At 53.2% G+C, this 19282-nt stretch carries 20 protein-coding genes; 15 read left to right on the forward strand and 5 right to left on the reverse strand.

Annotation, left to right across the window (positions count from 1 at the left end; translation table 11 throughout):
* Window positions 1-137 precede the first annotated feature (137 nt).
* On the forward strand, window positions 138-1955 hold the full coding sequence (malZ, locus tag OGY10_RS07480) for a maltodextrin glucosidase (RefSeq protein WP_191226336.1): 1818 nt from the start codon (window positions 138-140) through the stop codon (window positions 1953-1955).
* On the opposite strand, the gene OGY10_RS07485 is transcribed toward malZ, so the two are convergent.
* On the reverse strand, window positions 1949-2851 hold the full coding sequence (locus OGY10_RS07485; protein ID WP_191226335.1) for a LysR family transcriptional regulator: 903 nt from the start codon (window positions 2849-2851) through the stop codon (window positions 1949-1951). The genes malZ and OGY10_RS07485 overlap by 7 nt on opposite strands.
* Before the next feature lie 273 nt (window positions 2852-3124).
* On the opposite strand from OGY10_RS07485, the gene OGY10_RS07490 reads away from it, so the two are divergent.
* The 3 genes from OGY10_RS07490 (at window position 3125) to OGY10_RS07500 (ending at window position 6375) form a co-directional block, all read left to right on the forward strand.
* Window positions 3125-3766 (forward strand): hydrolase, encoded by a 642-nt coding sequence (locus tag OGY10_RS07490; protein ID WP_003021513.1) that lies wholly within the window; start codon window positions 3125-3127, stop codon window positions 3764-3766.
* Between the two features lie 173 nt (window positions 3767-3939).
* Window positions 3940-4485 (forward strand): antibiotic biosynthesis monooxygenase, encoded by a 546-nt coding sequence (locus tag OGY10_RS07495; protein WP_191226334.1) that lies wholly within the window; start codon window positions 3940-3942, stop codon window positions 4483-4485.
* 21 nt (window positions 4486-4506) lie between these two features.
* A complete protein-coding gene (locus OGY10_RS07500) occupies window positions 4507-6375 on the forward strand; it encodes an amidohydrolase (RefSeq protein ID WP_100272841.1) in 1869 nt (622 codons plus the stop codon).
* Window positions 6376-6442: 67 nt separating this feature from the next.
* Here the strand turns inward: OGY10_RS07500 and OGY10_RS07505 are convergent, their stop codons facing one another.
* The gene (locus tag OGY10_RS07505; protein ID WP_003021524.1) at window positions 6443-7045 is read right to left on the reverse strand and encodes a peroxiredoxin; all 603 of its coding nucleotides are present in this window, start codon (window positions 7043-7045) and stop codon (window positions 6443-6445) included.
* Between the two features lie 167 nt (window positions 7046-7212).
* The gene (gene acpH / locus OGY10_RS07510; protein WP_003830978.1) at window positions 7213-7794 is read right to left on the reverse strand and encodes an ACP phosphodiesterase; all 582 of its coding nucleotides are present in this window, start codon (window positions 7792-7794) and stop codon (window positions 7213-7215) included.
* A gap of 90 nt (window positions 7795-7884) precedes the next feature.
* Between acpH and queA the strand changes: the two genes are divergently transcribed.
* The 7 genes from queA to OGY10_RS07545 all read left to right on the forward strand — a co-directional run bounded on the left by queA (window position 7885) and on the right by OGY10_RS07545 (window position 14750).
* Window positions 7885-8949: a tRNA preQ1(34) S-adenosylmethionine ribosyltransferase-isomerase QueA gene (gene queA / locus OGY10_RS07515; protein ID WP_032942525.1), complete on the forward strand. Its 1065-nt coding sequence runs from the start codon at window positions 7885-7887 to the stop codon at window positions 8947-8949.
* A gap of 209 nt (window positions 8950-9158) precedes the next feature.
* Window positions 9159-10286: a tRNA guanosine(34) transglycosylase Tgt gene (gene tgt, locus OGY10_RS07520; RefSeq protein ID WP_003021535.1), complete on the forward strand. Its 1128-nt coding sequence runs from the start codon at window positions 9159-9161 to the stop codon at window positions 10284-10286.
* Window positions 10287-10308: 22 nt separating this feature from the next.
* Window positions 10309-10641 carry a preprotein translocase subunit YajC gene (gene yajC / locus OGY10_RS07525; protein WP_003021544.1) on the forward strand — a complete coding sequence of 111 codons (333 nt, stop codon included), beginning with the start codon at window positions 10309-10311 and terminating at the stop codon, window positions 10639-10641.
* Between the two features lie 27 nt (window positions 10642-10668).
* A complete protein-coding gene (secD, locus tag OGY10_RS07530) occupies window positions 10669-12516 on the forward strand; it encodes a protein translocase subunit SecD (protein WP_003021547.1) in 1848 nt (615 codons plus the stop codon).
* A 10-nt stretch (window positions 12517-12526) separates the two neighbouring features.
* Window positions 12527-13498, forward strand: coding sequence for a protein translocase subunit SecF (gene secF / locus OGY10_RS07535; RefSeq protein ID WP_003021550.1), 972 nt, complete (start codon window positions 12527-12529; stop codon window positions 13496-13498).
* Between the two features lie 170 nt (window positions 13499-13668).
* A complete protein-coding gene (locus OGY10_RS07540; RefSeq protein WP_008783926.1) occupies window positions 13669-14034 on the forward strand; it encodes a VOC family protein in 366 nt (121 codons plus the stop codon).
* Between the two features lie 23 nt (window positions 14035-14057).
* Complete coding sequence (locus OGY10_RS07545) at window positions 14058-14750, forward strand: helix-turn-helix transcriptional regulator (protein WP_032942528.1); 693 nt, start codon at window positions 14058-14060, stop codon at window positions 14748-14750.
* Between the two features lie 45 nt (window positions 14751-14795).
* Here the strand turns inward: OGY10_RS07545 and OGY10_RS07550 are convergent, their stop codons facing one another.
* Both OGY10_RS07550 and OGY10_RS07555 read right to left on the reverse strand, forming a co-directional pair.
* Entirely contained in the window at window positions 14796-15659 is an 864-nt protein-coding gene (locus tag OGY10_RS07550; RefSeq protein ID WP_003021561.1) for a nucleoside-specific channel-forming protein Tsx, read from the reverse strand.
* A gap of 298 nt (window positions 15660-15957) precedes the next feature.
* Entirely contained in the window at window positions 15958-16497 is a 540-nt protein-coding gene (locus OGY10_RS07555; RefSeq protein WP_032944319.1) for a SadB/YajI family lipoprotein, read from the reverse strand.
* A gap of 153 nt (window positions 16498-16650) precedes the next feature.
* On the opposite strand from OGY10_RS07555, the gene nrdR reads away from it, so the two are divergent.
* The 4 genes from nrdR to nusB all read left to right on the forward strand — a co-directional run bounded on the left by nrdR (window position 16651) and on the right by nusB (window position 19207).
* On the forward strand, window positions 16651-17100 hold the full coding sequence (gene nrdR, locus OGY10_RS07560) for a transcriptional regulator NrdR (RefSeq protein ID WP_003021571.1): 450 nt from the start codon (window positions 16651-16653) through the stop codon (window positions 17098-17100).
* 3 nt (window positions 17101-17103) lie between these two features.
* Entirely contained in the window at window positions 17104-18207 is a 1104-nt protein-coding gene (gene ribD, locus OGY10_RS07565) for a bifunctional diaminohydroxyphosphoribosylaminopyrimidine deaminase/5-amino-6-(5-phosphoribosylamino)uracil reductase RibD (protein WP_008783929.1), read from the forward strand.
* A 90-nt stretch (window positions 18208-18297) separates the two neighbouring features.
* A complete protein-coding gene (ribH, locus tag OGY10_RS07570) occupies window positions 18298-18768 on the forward strand; it encodes a 6,7-dimethyl-8-ribityllumazine synthase (protein WP_003021575.1) in 471 nt (156 codons plus the stop codon).
* Between the two features lie 19 nt (window positions 18769-18787).
* A complete protein-coding gene (gene nusB, locus OGY10_RS07575) occupies window positions 18788-19207 on the forward strand; it encodes a transcription antitermination factor NusB (protein WP_000801129.1) in 420 nt (139 codons plus the stop codon).
* Window positions 19208-19282: the final 75 nt, after the last annotated feature.

Consider the following 19282-nt stretch of genomic DNA (forward strand, 5'->3'; position numbering starts at 1 on the left):
ATTTTTGCCGGGTAGCTTTGCGTTACCCGGCAAGTTTCTCCTCCCCCGAACTCCTCCCCCAATAAACGTTAAGATGATGAGTGATCCTGCACTTCGCTATGGCAAGGTGACGTCATTATCATCAAAGGGGATACGTGATGTTGAACGCCTGGCACCTTCCGGTTGCCCCATTTGTTAAGCAAAACAAAGATCAACTGACGATTACATTATGGCTGGCGGGGGAAAATCCACCCCAGCGGGTGACGCTACGCGCAGAAAACGATAACGAAGAGATTTCGCTGGCTATGCACAAGCAGCGCAGCCAGCCGCAGCCGGGTGTGACCGCGTGGCGAGCGGCGATCGATCTCTCCAGCGGGCAGCCTCGTCGACGCTATAGCTTTAAATTACTTTGGCTCGATCGTCAGCTGTGGTTCACCCCACAGGGATTCAGCCGTTTTCCGCCTGCGCGTCTGGAGCAGTTTGCGGTTGATGTGCCGGATAACGGTCCGCAGTGGGTTGCCGATCAGATTTTCTATCAAATTTTCCCGGACCGTTTTGCCCGCAGCCAGTCGCGTGAAGCGGGCCAGGATAACGTCTATTACCACCACGCCGCCGGACACGACATCGTGCGGCGCGAATGGGACGAACCGCTTACGGCTCAGGCCGGTGGCTCCACGTTTTATGGCGGCGATTTGGACGGCATCAGCGAAAAGCTACCGTACCTGAAAACGTTAGGGATCACGGCGCTGTACCTGAATCCTGTATTTACCGCCCCGAGCGTGCATAAATACGATACCGAAGATTACCGTCATGTTGATCCGCAATTTGGCGGCGACAGGGCGCTACTGCGTCTGCGGCACAACACCCAACAGCAGGGCATGCGTCTGATTCTCGACGGCGTCTTTAACCATAGCGGCGATTCGCACGCCTGGTTTGACCGACATAATCGGGGAACAGACGGGGCGTGCCATAACCCAGAATCCCCCTGGCGCGATTGGTATCATTTTTCAGCCGACGGCGTTGCGCTCGACTGGCTGGGATATTCCAGCTTACCTAAGCTGGACTTTTCCTCGGAAAGCCTGGTGAATGAAATTTATCGTGGTGAAGACAGTATCGTCCGCCACTGGCTGAAAGCGCCGTGGAGTATGGACGGCTGGCGTCTTGATGTGGTGCACATGCTGGGAGAGGCCGGAGGCGCACGTAACAACCTACAACATGTGGCCGGAATTACGCAGGCGGCAAAAGAAACCCAGCCAGAGGCGTATGTGGTGGGTGAGCATTTTGGCGATGCGCGCCAGTGGTTGCAGGCTGATGCAGAAGATGCCGCCATGAACTATCGCGGCTTTACTTTCCCCCTCTGGGGATTTCTCGCCAATACCGATATCTCATACGACCCGCAATCCATTGATGCCCAGACCTGTATGGCATGGATGGATAACTACCGCGCGGGGTTGTCGCATCAGCAACAGCTGCGGATGTTTAATCAGCTCGACAGCCACGATACCGCCCGCTTTAAATCTCTGCTCGGTAAAGACGTCGCACGGTTACCGCTAGCGGTGGTATGGCTGTTTACCTGGCCTGGCGTGCCCTGTATTTACTACGGTGACGAAGTGGGGCTGGACGGGAACAACGATCCGTTTTGTCGCAAACCGTTCCCGTGGCAGCCTGAAAAACAGGACGCTACTCTGCTGGCGTTGTATCAGCGGTTGGCAAAATTACGCCACCAGAATCAGGCGCTGCGCCACGGTGGTTGCCAGGTGATTTACGCCGAGGATAACGTGGTAGTGTTTGTTCGCGTGCTAAACCGACAGCGCGTCCTGGTGGCGATTAACCGTGGCCACGCTTGTGAAGTGGTCCTGCCAGCCTCGCCATTACTGAGCGTGAGTCAATGGCAGCACAAAGAGGGCAACGGCATGCTTGCCGACGATATCCTGACGTTGCCGGCGATTTCCGCCTCGGTATGGATAGGTCATTGATATAAGCGCGCAATCTCCGGGCTTGCCAGCAGCGTTTCCCGCCACCAGCGCTGTGCCAGCCCATCGCGGTTATTGCGCCATGCCATATATGCCACGTCTTTTTGGCGAAATGAGATAACCGTTTTTTCCACCAGCTCGCCCGTGGTAAGCCACGGGCTGGCAATATGGCGGGGGAGAAATCCGCAGCCCATACCGGCTCGTAGTAGCATCACCTTACTGTGGAAGTCATCGACGCGGATTTGCGCCTGTTCCTCCATCAGATTGGTTTGTAACGGATGGCAGAAGCGGGCGCTGTCGCTGATAACAATCGCCCGATGCAGGCATAACTGTTCGCTGGTCAGGCCGTCTGCTGCTGCGGCCAGCGGATGCTCAGGCGCAACGACAAACACATTGTCCAACGTGCCGAGCATTTTATAGGACCAGGCTGCAGACGTTGGCGGTTCATTAATTGCCCCCAGAATAATATCGGCTCCATTATGGGTCAGCTCCTCCCAGGAGCCCGCCAGCGTATGGTGGGTAAAACTGAGGCGAGTTTGCTTATTCAGCGCATGAAATTCATCGATAATGGGCAACAGCGCGGCGAAAGGGAAGGAGTCGTCCAGCGCAATAGCCAGCTCTTTTTCCCAGCCTGAACTCAGCTGTACCGCCTGCTTTTCGAGATCTTTTGCCGCATTCAGCAGCAAACGCCCTTTTTCCAGCATCATCTGTCCGGTATCGGTAAATTTTGCCCGGTGCCCGGAACGGTCAAGCAGCTCGATATTCAAATCGCTTTCCAGCTTCTGAATCATATAGCTGAGTGCGGCAGGGGTTTTAAACAGCGACTCGGCCGCTGCGGCAAATGAACCCTGTTTGTCGAGAGCGTCGAGAATAAGCAAAACATCCAGATTAATGCGCATAAGCAGAAAATATCCTCAAAATTAAACCCTTCTGTTGTACCGAATGAAGAAAAACAATGCCAGTGAATAAATTAGATGAGTCATGCGCATTTTTTTGATGTTGTTTAGGATATATCGCAACACAAAATTAATAGTTTCACAGGATGGTAAGTTTTCTTTAATAACTCGTTAGAAATTTCCCGCTATACTCAACAAGCTTTCTGATTCAGGATCCTGCTGCTGACGGCAGATACAGACCGTTGCCTTTTAACTTATTGATTAAGAAGGTGTGCTATGTCTATTCGGGAACTGATTGACCCTCAAAACTCTACGCTTATTTTTATTGATCATCAGCCGCAAATGTCATTCGGTGTGGCGAATATTGATCGCCAGACTTTAAAAAATAATACCGTGGCATTAGCGAAAGCCGGGAAAATATTCAATGTTCCGGTGATTTATACTTCTGTAGAAACCAAAAGTTTTAGCGGATATATCTGGCCGGAATTGTTAGCGGTTCATCCTGATGTCAAACCCATTGAACGCACCTCAATGAACTCCTGGGAAGATGCGGCGTTTGTGAAAGCGGTGGAAGCGACCGGGCGTAAAAAACTGATTATCTCCGCGCTGTGGACCGAAGTATGTCTGACTTTTCCGGCGCTGATGGCACTGGAGGCAGGCTATGAAGTTTATGTGGTAACGGATACCTCCGGCGGCACGTCCGTAGATGCTCATGAGCGTTCTATCGACCGCATGGTACAGGCAGGTGCCGTACCCGTAACCTGGCAACAGGTTCTTCTCGAGTACCAGCGCGACTGGTCCCGCAAAGAAACCTACGACGCCGTAATGGATCTGGTACGCGAGCACAGCGGCGCCTACGGTATGGGCGTGGATTATGCCTATACCATGGTGCATGGCGCGCCGGAACGTAAAGCTTAAATACATGTCATCCTTCATGTTGCATCTTTGTTGGCTTCGCTTGCGTACCCCGGTCACTTACTTATGTAAGCTCCCGGGGATCCACAACCTTGCCGCCTCGATGCACCATGAATGATTTTGTGTATTGCTTTCCTGGCCTAAGCGGCCTGTTTCCTGTCAACAAGGAACCCTTCATGGCGCAGAACAAACATGTGACGTTGGTAATTACTCACACTCTGCTACCTGAGCAGGCGCAGCGGTATGAGCAGTGGCTGGGGAAAATCATGCCTGTAGCGGCTGAATTTCCCGGTCATCTCGGGGCGAACGTGATTCGCCCGGCAGATGGCAACAACCTGTGGAACATCATTATCCGCTTCGACACGCTTGAGCATCTGTATAGCTGGACCCAGTCCGATACGCGCCGCGTGTTGGTCGAAGAGATTGCTCCACTGCTGGCGGAAGGTGACAAAACCGAAGTTCGTACCGAAGCAGCATTCTGGTTTACGCCGCCCGCGCCCCATGTACGCCAGCCCAAACGCTGGAAACAGTTTCTGATAACCCTGCTGGTGATATTTCCCAGTACCAATCTGGTGCCGTGGTTGACCGGCATTGTGTTGCCTGCAATGAAGGGCTCGTTACTCCTGCATCTCATCAATGATGCCTTTGTGGTTGCGCTGGTGGTCTGGTTCTGGATGCCCATCGTAACCCGTCTGTTTGCCGGATGGCTGAAAAAAGCCTGACCGGTATCTCAGGAGATTGTTATGTCTCAAACTGCCACACTGATTCTGACACACGGAAAAATTCATACTCTCGACAGGCAAAGTCCGCAGGTCGAGGCGGTGGCGATCGCCAACGGAAAGATCCTGGCGACCGGTAGCCACGAACGGGTAATGAGCTTTGCCGCCGAAGGGACGCAGGTTGTCGATCTGCAAGGACATACGGTGATTCCGGGCCTGAACGATTCGCACCTGCACCTTATTCGTGGTGGACTGAATTACAACCTGGAATTGCGTTGGGAAGGCGTGCCGTCACTGGCGGACGCGCTACGCATGCTCAAAGACCAGGCTGACAGAACGCCGTCGCCACAATGGGTACGCGTGGTGGGCGGCTGGAGTGAATTCCAGTTTGCCGAACGTCGCATGCCAACCCTCGAAGAACTGAATGAAGCCGCTCCGGATACTCCGGTTTTTGTTCTGCATCTCTACGACCGGGCTTTGCTCAACCGCGCCGCGTTGAAAGCGGTTGGCTATACCAAAGCGACGCCGGATCCGGCGGGCGGTGAGATTGTGCGTGATAGCAACGGCAACCCGACCGGAATGCTGATCGCTAAACCGAACGCCATGATCCTTTACTCGACGCTGGCAAAGGGACCAAAACTGCCGCTGGAAATGCAGGTTAATTCGACCCGCCAGTTTATGCGTGAACTGAACCGTCTGGGACTGACCAGCGCCATCGATGCGGGCGGCGGCTTCCAGAACTACCCGGAAGATTACGAGATCATTGAGCAGTTACACGCTAACAAACAGATGACGGTACGTATTGCCTACAATCTGTTTACCCAGCGTCCGAAGCAGGAACTGGAAGACTTTGAACGCTGGACCGATATGCTCAAGCCAGGGCAGGGAACCGACTTCTATCGTGCCAACGGGGCGGGGGAAATGCTGGTCTTTTCTGCAGCGGATTTTGAAGACTTCCTTCAGCCACGTCCGGATCTGCCGGAGGGGATGGAAGATGAGCTGGAGCGCGTGGTTCGTCACCTGGTGGAGCATCGCTGGCCGTTCCGCCTGCACGCCACCTACGATGAATCTATCAGCCGAATGTTGGACGTATTTGAGAAAGTTAATCGTGATATCCCGTTCAATGGCCTGCACTGGTTCTTCGATCACGCCGAAACAATTACTGAACGGAACATTGAGCGTGTAAAAGCACTGGGCGGCGGGATTGCGGTCCAACACCGTATGGCGTTCCAGGGAGAGTATTTTGTCGATCGCTACGGCAAAGACGCGGTTAAACATACGCCGCCGGTGGCGAAAATGCTGGCGGCTGACGTTCCGGTCGGGCTGGGGACTGACGCCACCCGCGTGGCCAGCTACAACCCGTGGACCGCGCTCTACTGGCTGGTTTCGGGCCGTACCGTTGGCGGGATGGCGATGTACGATGATAACAACCGTCTGCCGCGTGATGTTGCCCTGGAACTGTGGACGGCCGGGAGCGCCTGGTTTTCCAGCGAGCAGGGTAAGAAAGGGCGCATCGAGAAAGATCAACTGGCCGACCTGGTGGTGCTGTCTAAAGATTACTTCAGCGTGCCGGAAGAAGAGATCAAAGGTATCGAGTCGGTGATGACCGTTGTTGATGGCAAAGTGGTTTACGCCGCCGGGCATTTCACCCCGCTGGCACCACCTGCTATTCCGATTGTGCCGGACTGGTCGCCAGTGGTGAAGGTGCCAGGGCATTATCGCTCAGCGCCACCTGCTGCGGCGAAAATTGGCGCAATGGTGCAGATGCACCAGTGCTGCGGCAGCTGCGGCGTACACGGTCACCAGCATGATATTGCGCGGAAATCGGGGATTCCGGTGTCAGATGACCGGGCTTTCTGGGGCGCGCTTGGCTGCTCCTGCTTCGCGTTTTAATCGCTTATCGGATCTGCTAACAATAAAAAAGGCCCGCATTTGCGGGCCTTTTGTCGATTCATGCCAATTACAGGCTGGAAACGTTCTCGGTCAGGTATTTTGCCACGCCGTCCGGAGACGCGTTCATACCTTCTTTACCTTTTTCCCACTGTGCCGGGCAAACGTCGCCGTGCTCTTCGTGGAACTGCAGCGCGTCAACCATGCGCAGCATTTCGTCGATGTTACGACCCAGCGGCAGATCGTTAACCACCTGGTGGCGAACAACGCCGTTAGCGTCGATCAGGAAAGAACCGCGCAGCGCAACGCCCGCTTCCGGGTGCTCGATGCCGTAGGCTTTCTGGATTTCGCGTTTGATGTCAGCAACCATTGCGTATTTCACTGCACCGATGCCGCCTTTGTCGACAGGGGTGTTACGCCATGCGTTGTGGACAAATTCAGAGTCGAAGGAAACGCCAACAACTTCAACGCCGCGCTTCTGGAATTCTTCGTAACGCTTGTCGAATGCGATCAGTTCAGACGGGCAAACGAAGGTGAAGTCCATCGGCCAGAAGAACAGAACGGTGGTTTTACCGTTGGTATGCTGTTTGAAGTTGAAGTTTTCAACGATCTCACCGCTACCCAGTACCGCAGCTGCTGTGAAATCCGGAGCCTGACGAGTTACCAGTACCATATAATTCTCCTGCAAAGTTAAGGGGTTTTTGGAACGCAACGCGGGCCAGTATAGAGAGTGTTCGGGAATAAGACAAAGAGGCGCTGGCAATCAATGAGACAGGTTTTGTCTATCAATCTTTTGCCGGACGGCGGCTACTGCTTATCCGGCGGGGAATGCGGGCTCGATCAAAGGGTTTTACACCGCGCCTGTTCCATCATTTGCGGATAAAACTGCCAGAATCGTTCTTCTAACGCATCGTAATGCGTATCGAGGTCATACCATGAGTCGCGTAGGGCATCGAGCCGTGGACGGCGGCTGGCCATGCCGTTCAGGACGTTCTGGATAAAATCCATGTCCCGGTAGCGCTCAAGCCATTTCTCTGACCATATATAGTTGTTCAGATTGATAAAGCGCGGCGGCGATTCCGGCAAAATAGTGGTTACCTGGGTACGGGCATAGCGCACAAAGTCCGTCAGCGGGAAGTCAGGGGAGATTTCCGACCAATGGCGCGACAGAAAATGATCCCACATAACGTCCAGCGTAATCGGCGCGACGCGGCGCGTTTCGCTACGAAACCACTCTTTGGCTTCACGCACCTGCGGTAAGTTATCGGTCATCACGTCGATACGACGATGCATGAAGATGCCTGCTACCACATCAGGCGAGTAGTGCGTTTCCGGATTACCCCGGACAAAATCGGCCAGCAGATTGCCGGAAAGCGAGCTATCGGCAAGATGAGCGAGATGCAAATGTGCAAGAAAATTCATAGTTAAACGTTTATCCAGAGGGGTAAAGGTTGCAGGGAGAACGCCCCGGCACTAGACTACCCGCCTCTTATTTTAGTCTGAGTCAGTGTCATGCGCGTTACCGATTTCACCTTTGAACTACCCGAATCCCTGATTGCCCACTATCCGCAAGCTGAGCGCAGTAGCTGCCGCTTGCTGTCTTTGGACGGGCCGACGGGCGCGCTGACGCACGGTACTTTCACCGATTTGCTCGATAAGCTCAACCCTGGAGACTTGCTGGTCTTTAACAACACCCGCGTCATTCCTGCGCGTCTGTTTGGTCGTAAAGCCAGCGGCGGCAAGATTGAAGTGCTGGTCGAGCGTATGCTGGATGACAAACGTATTCTGGCGCATATTCGTGCCTCGAAAGCGCCGAAACCGGGTGCCGAGCTGCTGCTGGGCGACGACGAAAGTATTAAAGCGACGATGGTCGCCCGCCATGACGCGCTGTTTGAAGTTGAGTTTAACGACGAACGCAGCGTGCTGGATATCCTCAACGCCATCGGCCATATGCCGTTGCCTCCGTATATCGACCGTCCGGATGAAGACGCCGACCGCGAGCTGTACCAGACCGTGTACAGCGAAAAACCGGGTGCCGTCGCTGCGCCGACCGCGGGTCTGCATTTTGACGATCCGCTGCTGGCTAAACTGCGCGATAAAGGCATTGAAATGGCGTTCGTCACCCTGCACGTTGGAGCGGGTACTTTCCAGCCGGTACGCGTAGACACCATCGAAGACCACATTATGCATTCCGAATATGCGGAAGTGCCGCAGGATGTAGTGGACGCGGTGCTGGCGGCGAAAGCGCGCGGTAATCGCGTGATTGCGGTAGGTACCACCTCCGTGCGTTCGCTGGAAAGTGCGGCGCAGGCGGCCAAAAACGATCTCATCGAGCCGTTCTTCGGCGATACACAAATCTTTATTTATCCAGGCTATAAATATCAGGTGATTGATGCTCTGGTCACCAACTTCCACCTGCCGGAATCAACGCTGATTATGCTGGTTTCCGCATTTGCTGGTTATAAAAACACCATGCACGCCTATCATGAAGCGGTAAAAGCGGAATATCGCTTTTTTAGTTACGGGGATGCCATGTTTATCACGTACAATCCGCAGGCTATTTCTGAGCGACCGTGAGAAGGCTATCTCACTTGCCATTTTGATGTCGGGCAGTGCTCGCCATCCTCACGTACTGCGTGTACGCTCCGGTGGCTGTGCGCTGGTCGCACCCCAAACTGGCTGCGCCGATTGCGCCTTCGCCAGTGGGTTAATATATTTTTACTCCGTGGAGTGATTCCGTGGGGAAAGTTTAATCATCAGACTGTCTCTCTGATGCAGGAGAAAAAATGAAATTTGAACTGGATACCACAGACGGTCGCGCTCGCCGTGGCCGCCTGGTTTTTGATCGTGGCGTAGTAGAAACGCCTGCTTTTATGCCGGTCGGTACTTACGGCACAGTAAAAGGCATGACGCCGGAAGAAGTTGAAGCGACCGGCGCACAGATTATCCTCGGCAACACTTTCCACCTGTGGCTGCGTCCGGGTCAGGAAATCATGAAACTGCACGGCGATCTGCACGATTTCATGCAGTGGAAAGGGCCGATCCTCACCGACTCCGGCGGCTTCCAGGTGTTCAGCTTGGGCGATATCCGTAAGATAACCGAGCAGGGTGTGCATTTCCGTAACCCGATCAATGGCGATCCGATTTTCCTCGATCCCGAGAAGTCGATGGAGATTCAATACGATCTCGGTTCCGATATCGTGATGATCTTCGATGAATGTACACCGTATCCGGCCGACTGGGACTATGCTAAACGCTCAATGGAGATGTCTTTGCGTTGGGCGAAGCGCAGCCGTGACCGTTTTGATAGTCTTGGCAACAAAAATGCGCTTTTTGGCATCATTCAGGGCAGTGTTTACGAAGATTTACGTGATATCTCCGTCAAAGGTCTGGTAGATATCGGCTTTGATGGCTACGCTGTCGGCGGTTTGGCTGTCGGTGAGCCGAAGGAAGATATGCACCGCATTCTGGAACATGTTTGCCCGCAGATTCCGGCAGATAAACCGCGTTACCTGATGGGCGTCGGCAAACCAGAAGATCTGGTTGAAGGCGTGCGTCGCGGTATCGATATGTTTGACTGCGTGATGCCAACGCGAAATGCCCGTAATGGTCATTTGTTTGTGACTGACGGCGTGGTAAAAATTCGTAACGCGAAACATAAAAGCGACACCAGTCCGCTCGATGCTGAGTGTGATTGTTACACCTGTCGCAATTATTCGCGCGCTTACTTGCATCATCTCGACCGTTGCAACGAAATATTGGGCGCGCGACTCAACACGATTCATAACCTTCGCTACTACCAGCGTTTGATGGCGGGTTTACGCAAGGCTATTGAAGAGGGTAAATTAGAGAGCTTCGTGACCGATTTTTACCAACGTCAGGGTAGACCAGTTCCACCTGTGAACGTTGATTAATTTTAATAATGAGGGAATTTGAATGAGCTTTTTTATTTCTGATGCGGTAGCGGCAACAGGTGCTCCGGCGCAGGGCAGCCCGATGTCTCTGATTCTGATGCTGGTGGTGTTTGGTCTGATTTTCTATTTCATGATCCTGCGCCCACAGCAAAAGCGTACCAAAGAACACAAGAACCTGATGAACTCCATTGCGAAAGGCGATGAAGTACTGACTAACGGTGGTCTGGTGGGTCGCGTGACTAAAGTAGCAGAATCTGGCTATATCGCTATCGCGCTGAACGACACCACTGAAGTGGTTATCAAACGTGATTTCGTAGCTGCCGTTCTGCCGAAAGGCACCATGAAGGCGCTGTAATTTATTGTTTTCCCAAAGGGAACTGCCGTGTTAAACCGTTATCCTTTGTGGAAGTATGTCATGCTGATCGTCGTTATTGTCGTCGGTCTGCTCTATGCGCTTCCCAACCTGTATGGTGAGGATCCGGCTGTTCAAATCACTGGCGTGCGCGGTGCCGCCGCCAGTGAGCAAACGCTGATCCAGGTCCAGAAAACGTTACAAGAAGATAAAATCACACCTAAGTCTGTGGCTCTGGAAGAGGGTGCTATTCTCGCGCGCTTCGACTCCACTGATACCCAACTGCGCGCACGTGAAGTATTAATGGGCGTACTGGGCGATCAGTACGTCGTGGCGCTTAACCTTGCTCCGGCAACCCCGCGCTGGCTGGCTGCCATTCACGCAGAACCGATGAAACTCGGTCTTGACCTGCGTGGCGGCGTTCACTTCCTGATGGAAGTGGATATGGACACCGCGCTGAGTAAGTTGCAGGAACAAAATATCGATAGCCTGCGCAGCGATCTGCGTGAAAAAGGCATTCCTTATACTACCGTTCGCAAAGAAGATAACTACGGTCTGAGCATCACTTTCCGTGATAGCAGCGCCCGTGATGAAGCTATCTCTTACCTGAGCAAACGTCACCAGGATCTGGTTATTTCCAGCCAGGGCAGCAATGCTCTGCGTGCGGTAATGACCGATGCGCGCCTGAGCGAAGCCCGTGAATACGCGGTACAGCAGAACATCAACATTCTGCGTAATCGTGTTAACCAACTGGGTGTTGCTGAGCCGGTGGTACAACGTCAGGGTGCTGACCGCATTGTGGTCGAACTGCCGGGTATTCAGGATACCGCGCGTGCGAAAGAAATTCTGGGCGCAACCGCGACGCTGGAATTCCGTCTGGTAAATACCAACGTTGACCAGTCTGCTGCGGCATCCGGGCGTGTACCGGGTGACTCGGAAGTGAAACAATCTCGTGAAGGTCAGCCGGTTGTGCTGTACAAGCGCGTGATCCTGACCGGTGACCATATCACCGACTCCACTTCCAGCCAGGACGAATACAATCAGCCGCAGGTTAACATCTCGCTGGATAGCGCAGGTGGTAACATCATGTCCAACTTCACCAAGGACAACATCGGTAAGCCGATGGCGACCCTGTTCGTGGAGTACAAAGACAGCGGTAAGAAAGATGCCAACGGTCGTGCAGTACTGGTGAAGCAGGAAGAGGTGATTAACATCGCCAATATCCAGTCTCGCCTGGGTAACAGCTTCCGTATCACCGGTATCAACAACCCGAACGAAGCACGCCAGCTTTCCCTGCTGTTACGTGCCGGTGCGTTGATTGCGCCGATTCAGATTGTTGAAGAACGTACCATCGGCCCAACCCTGGGTATGCAGAACATTAAACAGGGTCTGGAAGCATGTCTGGCCGGTCTGGTGGTGTCTATCCTGTTCATGATCTTCTTCTATAAGAAGTTCGGTCTGATTGCGACCAGTGCGCTGATTGCTAACCTGGTGCTGATTGTCGGTATTATGTCGTTGCTGCCGGGGGCTACGCTGAGTATGCCGGGGATTGCGGGGATCGTCTTAACCCTTGCCGTCGCGGTCGATGCGAACGTACTGATCAACGAACGTATCAAAGAAGAGTTGAGTAACGGGCGTTCGGTGCAGCAGGCCATCAATGAAGGTTATGCGGGCGCATTTAGCTCCATCTTTGATGCGAACATTACGACGCTGATCAAGGTCATCATCCTGTACGCAGTTGGCACCGGGGCAATTAAAGGGTTCGCGATTACTACCGGTATTGGTGTGGCGACGTCGATGTTTACCGCGATTGTCGGTACACGTGCCATCGTAAACCTGTTGTATGGCGGCAAGCGCGTCAAAAAGCTGTCAATCTGAGGAGTGCGAAGTGGCACAGGAATATACTGTTGAACAATTGAACCACGGCCGTAAAGTCTGGGACTTTATGCGCTGGGACTACTGGGCTTTCGGCATTTCAGGTTTCCTGCTGATTGCGGCCATCGTGGTGATGGGCGTACGCGGGTTTAACTGGGGTCTCGATTTCACCGGTGGTACGGTTATTGAAATCACGCTGGAAAAACCGGCCGATATGGACGTGATGCGCGATGCGCTGGAGAAAGCGGGCTTCGTTGATCCGCTTCTGCAGAACTTCGGCAGCAGCCACGACATTATGGTGCGTATGCCGCCAACTGAAGGTGCAGACGGCGGTCAGGTGCTGGGTAGCAAAGTGTTGAGTGTGATTAACGAATCCACCAACCAAAACGCCGCGGTGAAGCGAATTGAATTCGTGGGGCCGAGCGTGGGTGCAGACCTGGCGCAAACCGGTGCGATGGCGCTGATGGCGGCGTTGATCTCCATCCTGGTGTACGTCGGTTTCCGCTTTGAATGGCGACTGGCGGCAGGGGTAGTTATCGCGCTGGCGCACGACGTGATTATCACACTTGGGATCCTGTCGTTGTTCCATATCGAGATTGACCTGACTATCGTCGCATCACTGATGTCGGTAATCGGTTACTCGCTGAACGACAGTATCGTTGTATCTGACCGTATTCGTGAAAACTTCCGCAAAATTCGTCGCGGTACGCCTTACGAAATCTTTAACGTGTCACTGACTCAAACGCTGCACCGTACGTTGATTACGTCCGGTACAACGTTGATGGTTATTCTGATGCTGTTCCTGTTCGGTGGTCCGGTACTGGAAGGATTCTCGCTGACGATGCTGATCGGTGTTTCCATCGGTACTGCGTCTTCTATCTACGTGGCATCGGCGCTGGCGCTGAAGCTGGGTATGAAGCGTGAGCACATGCTGCAGCAGAAGGTCGAGAAAGAAGGGGCGGATCAACCGTCGATTCTGCCTTAACCCATCCAGGAGTGAAGATACTGGAATCCCGATCGCAAGGTCGGGATTTTTTTTGCCTGTGAATTAGCGACAGGTAATTATCTTTTCCTGTCGCCACACTACTGACAGTATGCTGTCAGTAGCCCTGTCATATAGTCCTCCTGAGATTACCCACACAGGCAGGAGGAAGTATGAGCAATGTAATTAATTGGTTTGAAATCCCCGTGGCACAAATGGACCGCGCCATCGCTTTTTATGAGCCAGTAATGCAGGTTTCTTTGCGCCGGGAGAACATGGACTGCGCTGAGCTCGCCGTATTTCCGCATCAGGATCCCGCTCCCGGCGGGGCGCTGGCTAAATTTGACGGTATTACGCCTTCAACGCAGGGCGCTATCATTTATCTGCATACGGACGATTTGGCTGCAACGCTTGAACGCGTCGCTACTGCTGGCGGTCAGTGCGTGTTTGGCCCACTAGAACTGGGGCAGGACATTGGTACGATTGCTCTATTTACTGACAGCGAAGGCAATCGTGTTGGTTTACATCAACCCGCGTAATATTTTCAGCACTGAGGATTAAAATGAGCAGACGCGCCGACCGCTTGTTTCAGATTGTGCAAATCCTGCGTGGCAGGCGAGTGACAACGGCGGCGCTGCTGGCAGAGCGTCTTGAGGTTTCTGAACGGACGATTTATCGCGATATCCGCGATCTCTCTTTATCCGGTGTGCCTATTGAAGGCGAAGTGGGCAGCGGATACCGCTTAATGGCCGGGTTTGATCTACCGCCGTTGATGTTAACGCATCACGAATCAGAAGCATTGATGGTAGCGATTCGATTGCTGAAAACATGGGGTGGGGATTCACTCTCACAGGCGTTGGAATCCGCGCAGGAAAAAGTGTTGGCGATATTGCCGCCAGAGAGTCGGCGCAGAGCCGAGCAAACGCGGATTTTCGCGCCAGATTTTGGTAATCAGCCGCATTCACGCAGTGCCTTCGATCTCATACATCGCGCGGTTTCAGCACAGCAGGTGCTGGCGCTGCATTATCGCGATGAGTCCGGGAACCTCTCCTGGCGCGACGTTCAGCCGCTGGGATTATTTTTCTGGGGCGAGCACTGGCTGCTGGTTGGCTGGTGCGAGAAGCGTGACGATTATCGTTGCTTTCGCGTTGATCGATGTCTGAAGATTACGCCACTCGACAGGCATTTTCGCGAATCGGCAGATCGCTCGCTAAGTGACTTTTTGCGTAAAGTACGCTGTGAAGACCAGCCATAAAAAAGCCAGCGGTTAAGCTGGCTTATCTGCGAGACATTGTCTGGATTAGAAGTTGTAACCTACGACCAGGTAACCACCCCAACCGGTAGATTTCGCGCTGAAGTCGCCTTCGCCCCAGTTCAGGGTATCTCCACCTTTCCACTGGCCGCCGTTATGGAAGTAACGCGCTACGACGGAGTAGTGCCAGTGATCGTAGTTCAGCGCCAGGACGTGGCTGGACGCGATAGAGTTGCTGGTGCGGTTCGGATCATCACCCAAATCTGAGCCCCAGTCGAAGTTGGTGAAGCCGATGTAGGTCAACTGGCCGCCCCAAACCTGGGTGATCGGCACAAAGTATTTAACTTTGAAACGGTAGCCATCCCACTCGTTTTCGTTGGATGCGCCATAGTTCTGCCACTGGTATTTAGCATACACGTTCAGGGACAGACCCATCGGCAGACCGGTATCGATATCGGTACCCAGACCCATGTACCAGGTGCTCTGGCGGCTGGCTTTGTTATCACCCATATCGTAGATGTAGTTGTTGGCGAAATACCATTCTTTGAACGGACCAAAGCTCAGGTCAGCACCGGTCAGTTTGTCGATGGAGAAACGCGGTTCGATTTCCATAAACAGCGGGGAACCGTCAGACCAGATACCTTTATCGTTGCCGTTACCCCAGTCGAAGGTTTTCGGAATATCGATGTAGCCATAGAAGTCAAACCAGTCTTTTTTGGCAAACGCTTCGTATTCAAGATACACGTCGTTGTTCAGTTTCGGGGAGAAACGGGTGTGATAGCTACCCACCACGTTAACGCTTTGGTGCCACCAGTCGGACAGATATTGCGGTTTGTCATTTTCTGCTGCGTTGGCAGTAAAAGACGAGGAGAGCGCCAGCACTGCACCGGCTGCAAGTAATGTTTTTTTCATATGTATGCCACTGTTTGAAATCCCTTTCGGGAGTGAAAAATGCGCAATTTGCGTTTCTAAATATTTCGTAATTCTTCGGAGCCTATTATAAAAATCATTGTTCACAAAAATATGTCTTGTTTCACAGTTCTATCATTTACGTAATCGATTGCGTTCACGTTTGCGTACTTTAGGCGGCGAATTGTACTGGCTCCCATGAATGTTGCCAAGTTTTACCAGAAATATCGGTTATGTCAGGGGAGTAACAAAAAGAAGCGGAGTGATGTTGCGGAACGCACAAAACGTTCCGCAAAAAAGTTTATTGGCTAACAGGCTGGACGTCGTGGATGCGCACAAATCCTAACTGATCTGGAGTGAGGCCATTCATCTGTAACGGAATGTCTACGTCGCTGGGAGCTAGAATACTCGCCGGAGCGTTGACCAATTGGTTATGAACGTTCACTTCCTGATAGTTGTCCGTGGTGCCCTGAATTTGCCCGTACTCGACGGTGGCGCTAAAGGCGGGTAAAGGCGTGTTGGATTCACCCTGAATTCGTAGCGTCAGTCGCGTACCATCGGCGTTCGGTGCAATGTTCACCAGCGACATGCGTAAGGTGCCAATCTGGCTGTCCAGTCGTGCCGGGGTTTTGGAGCCGGGCAGCAGATAGGCGCCGCTGGTTGATTTTGCATTCAACATATTTTGTTGCGTAATTTTTACCGTTTCCTGATTAAGCTGCGTCATCTCTTTATTCAACGTGCTAACGCTTTGATGCATCTGGCGTACTTCGCTTTGCTGTGCGCAGGCACTAAGACTAAAGAGACTTCCCACCAGGAGAATTCTTAGGTAACGTCTTGTCATTGTGATTACTTCCTTCATTGTCGCGATAGCATAATGGTAGTGTGCACTGAGCACGAAGGCATCGATCCTTTGTCTCAAAAGCGCAGCGCCTTTGTTGTCACGGCAGTTCAGGGTAAAATAGATTCTGTTAACCACTGAGGTACAGGACGCCGTATGCATTGCCCATTCTGTTTCGCCGTAGACACTAAGGTAATTGACTCTCGTCTTGTAGGCGAGGGCTCCTCGGTACGCCGCCGTCGGCAGTGTCTGGTTTGTAACGAACGTTTCACCACTTTTGAAGTGGCTGAACTTGTCATGCCGCGCGTTGTGAAAAGCAACGATGTGCGTGAACCCTTTAATGAAGAAAAGCTGCGCAGCGGCATGCTCAGAGCGCTTGAGAAACGGCCTGTCAGCGCAGATGACGTCGAAATGGCGTTAAACCATATCAAATCACAGCTGCGTGCGACGGGTGAGCGTGAGGTGCCGAGCAAGATGATTGGCAACCTGGTGATGGAGCAGTTGAAAAAGCTCGATAAAGTCGCCTACATCCGCTTTGCCTCTGTCTACCGGAGTTTCGAAGACATCAAAGAATTTGGCGAAGAGATTGCTCGCCTACAGGACTAAGCCATGCAGGATGAATTGTACATGGCGCGCGCGCTAAAGCTTGCTGCGCGCGGACGTTTTACCACTCACCCCAACCCCAACGTGGGCTGCGTGATTGTGAAAGATGGGGAGATCGTCGGTGAAGGATATCATCACCGAGCGGGCGAACCGCATGCCGAAGTTCATGCTCTGCGGATGGCCGGAGAAAAAGCGCAGGGGGCAACTGCCTACGTGACGCTTGAACCCTGTAGTCATCATGGTCGCACGCCGCCGTGTTGCGATGCGCTGATTGCGGCGGGGGTGTCGCGTGTGGTTGCGGCGATGCAGGATCCCAATCCGCAGGTCGCAGGACGTGGGCTCTACCGTTTGCAGCAGGCGGGTATCGACGTCAGCCACGGGCTGATGATGAGCGAAGTTGAGCAGCTGAATAAAGGCTTCCTTAAGCGCATGCGTACGGGATTCCCGTATCTTCAGCTTAAGCTTGGCGCGTCGCTTGATGGCCGTACAGCGATGGCCAGCGGTGAAAGCCAGTGGATCACCTCGCCACAGGCGCGCCGCGATGTGCAACGCTTGCGCGCGCAAAGCCATGCCATTTTAACCAGCAGTGCGACGGTGCTGGCAGACGACCCTCAGCTTACCGTGCGTTGGTCGGAGCTTGGGGAGTCAACTCAGGCGAGTTACCCGCAGGAAGAGCTGCGTCAGCCAATCCGCATTGTTCTTGATAGCCAGAATCAGGTCACACCGGCGCACCGAATTGTGCAACAGCCTGGAGAAACCTGGATTGTCCGGACTGAAGACGACCCTCGTAGCTGGCCGGAGACGGTGCGCAGCCTGAAGGTGCCGGAACATAACGGGCATCTGGATCTGGTGGTGCTAATGATGCAACTGGGCAAACAGCAAATTAACAGCATTTGGGTTGAAGCAGGCCCAACGCTCGCCGGGGCATTATTACAGGCCGGTTTGGTCGATGAGCTAATCGTGTACGTTGCGCCTAAACTGTTAGGCAGCGATGCGAGAGGATTATGTGTGCTTCCAGGCCTTGAGAAACTGGCTGACGCACCCCATTTCAAATTCAATGAGATACGCCAGGTGGGCCCGGACGTTTGCCTGCATTTAACGACTGCGTGAGGCTTTCTGATTTAGAGGAAGCAGCGCACAGAATATTATGATAAAATCCGCCCCCCTTACGGGGCCATAAATCGAACCCGAAGGAAGAATATGAACATTATTGAAGCTAACGTTGCTACCCCGGACGCTCGCGTCGCCATCACCATTGCGCGTTTCAACAACTTTATCAATGACAGCCTGCTGGAAGGTGCTATCGACGCCCTGAAACGTATTGGCCAGGTTAAAGATGAAAACATTACCGTTGTTTGGGTTCCAGGTGCATATGAGCTGCCACTGGCCGCTGACGCACTGGCAAAAACCGGTAAATACGACGCGGTGATTGCGCTCGGTACGGTGATCCGTGGCGGTACCGCGCACTTCGAATATGTGGCTGGCGGTGCAAGCAATGGCCTGGCGCATGTCGCTCAGGACAGTGGCATTCCGGTAGCCTTCGGTGTTCTGACCACCGAAAGTATTGAACAAGCCATCGAACGTGCTGGCACTAAAGCCGGTAACAAAGGCGCAGAAGCTGCACTGACTGCGCTTGAAATGATTAATGTATTGAAAGCCATCAAGGCCTGATTTTTGTAAGGGGAAATCCGTGAAACCTGCTGCTCGTCGCCGCGCCCGTGAGTGTGCCGTCCAGGCGCTCTACTCCTGGCAGTTGTCCCAGAACGACATCGCTGATGTTGAATACCAGTTCCTGGCGGAACAGGACGTTAAAGATGTCGACGTTCTGTATTTCCGTGAACTGCTGTCCGGGGTGGCGACTAACAGCGCGTACCTGGATGGATTAATGAAGCCTTACCTGTCTCGTCTGTTGGAAGAGCTGGGTCAGGTAGAAAAAGCCGTACTGCGTATTGCGCTGTTTGAATTGTCTAAACGTAGTGATGTGCCGTACAAAGTGGCTATCAACGAAGCGATTGAACTGGCAAAAACCTTCGGCGCTGAAGATAGCCACAAATTCGTGAACGGCGTACTGGATAAAGCAGCACCTGTGATTCGCCCCAACAAAAAGTAATCCCGAGGCCGGCTGGATGGTGGAACCTGTTTCCGCTGTCCCCGGCTTTTTCTTTTTTTTCTGCTGAGGCATAAC

Origin of the sequence: Citrobacter sp. Cpo148 (assembly GCF_030332375.1) — a bacterium.
In the GTDB taxonomy this organism is placed as follows: Bacteria; Pseudomonadota; Gammaproteobacteria; order Enterobacterales; family Enterobacteriaceae; genus Citrobacter; species Citrobacter portucalensis.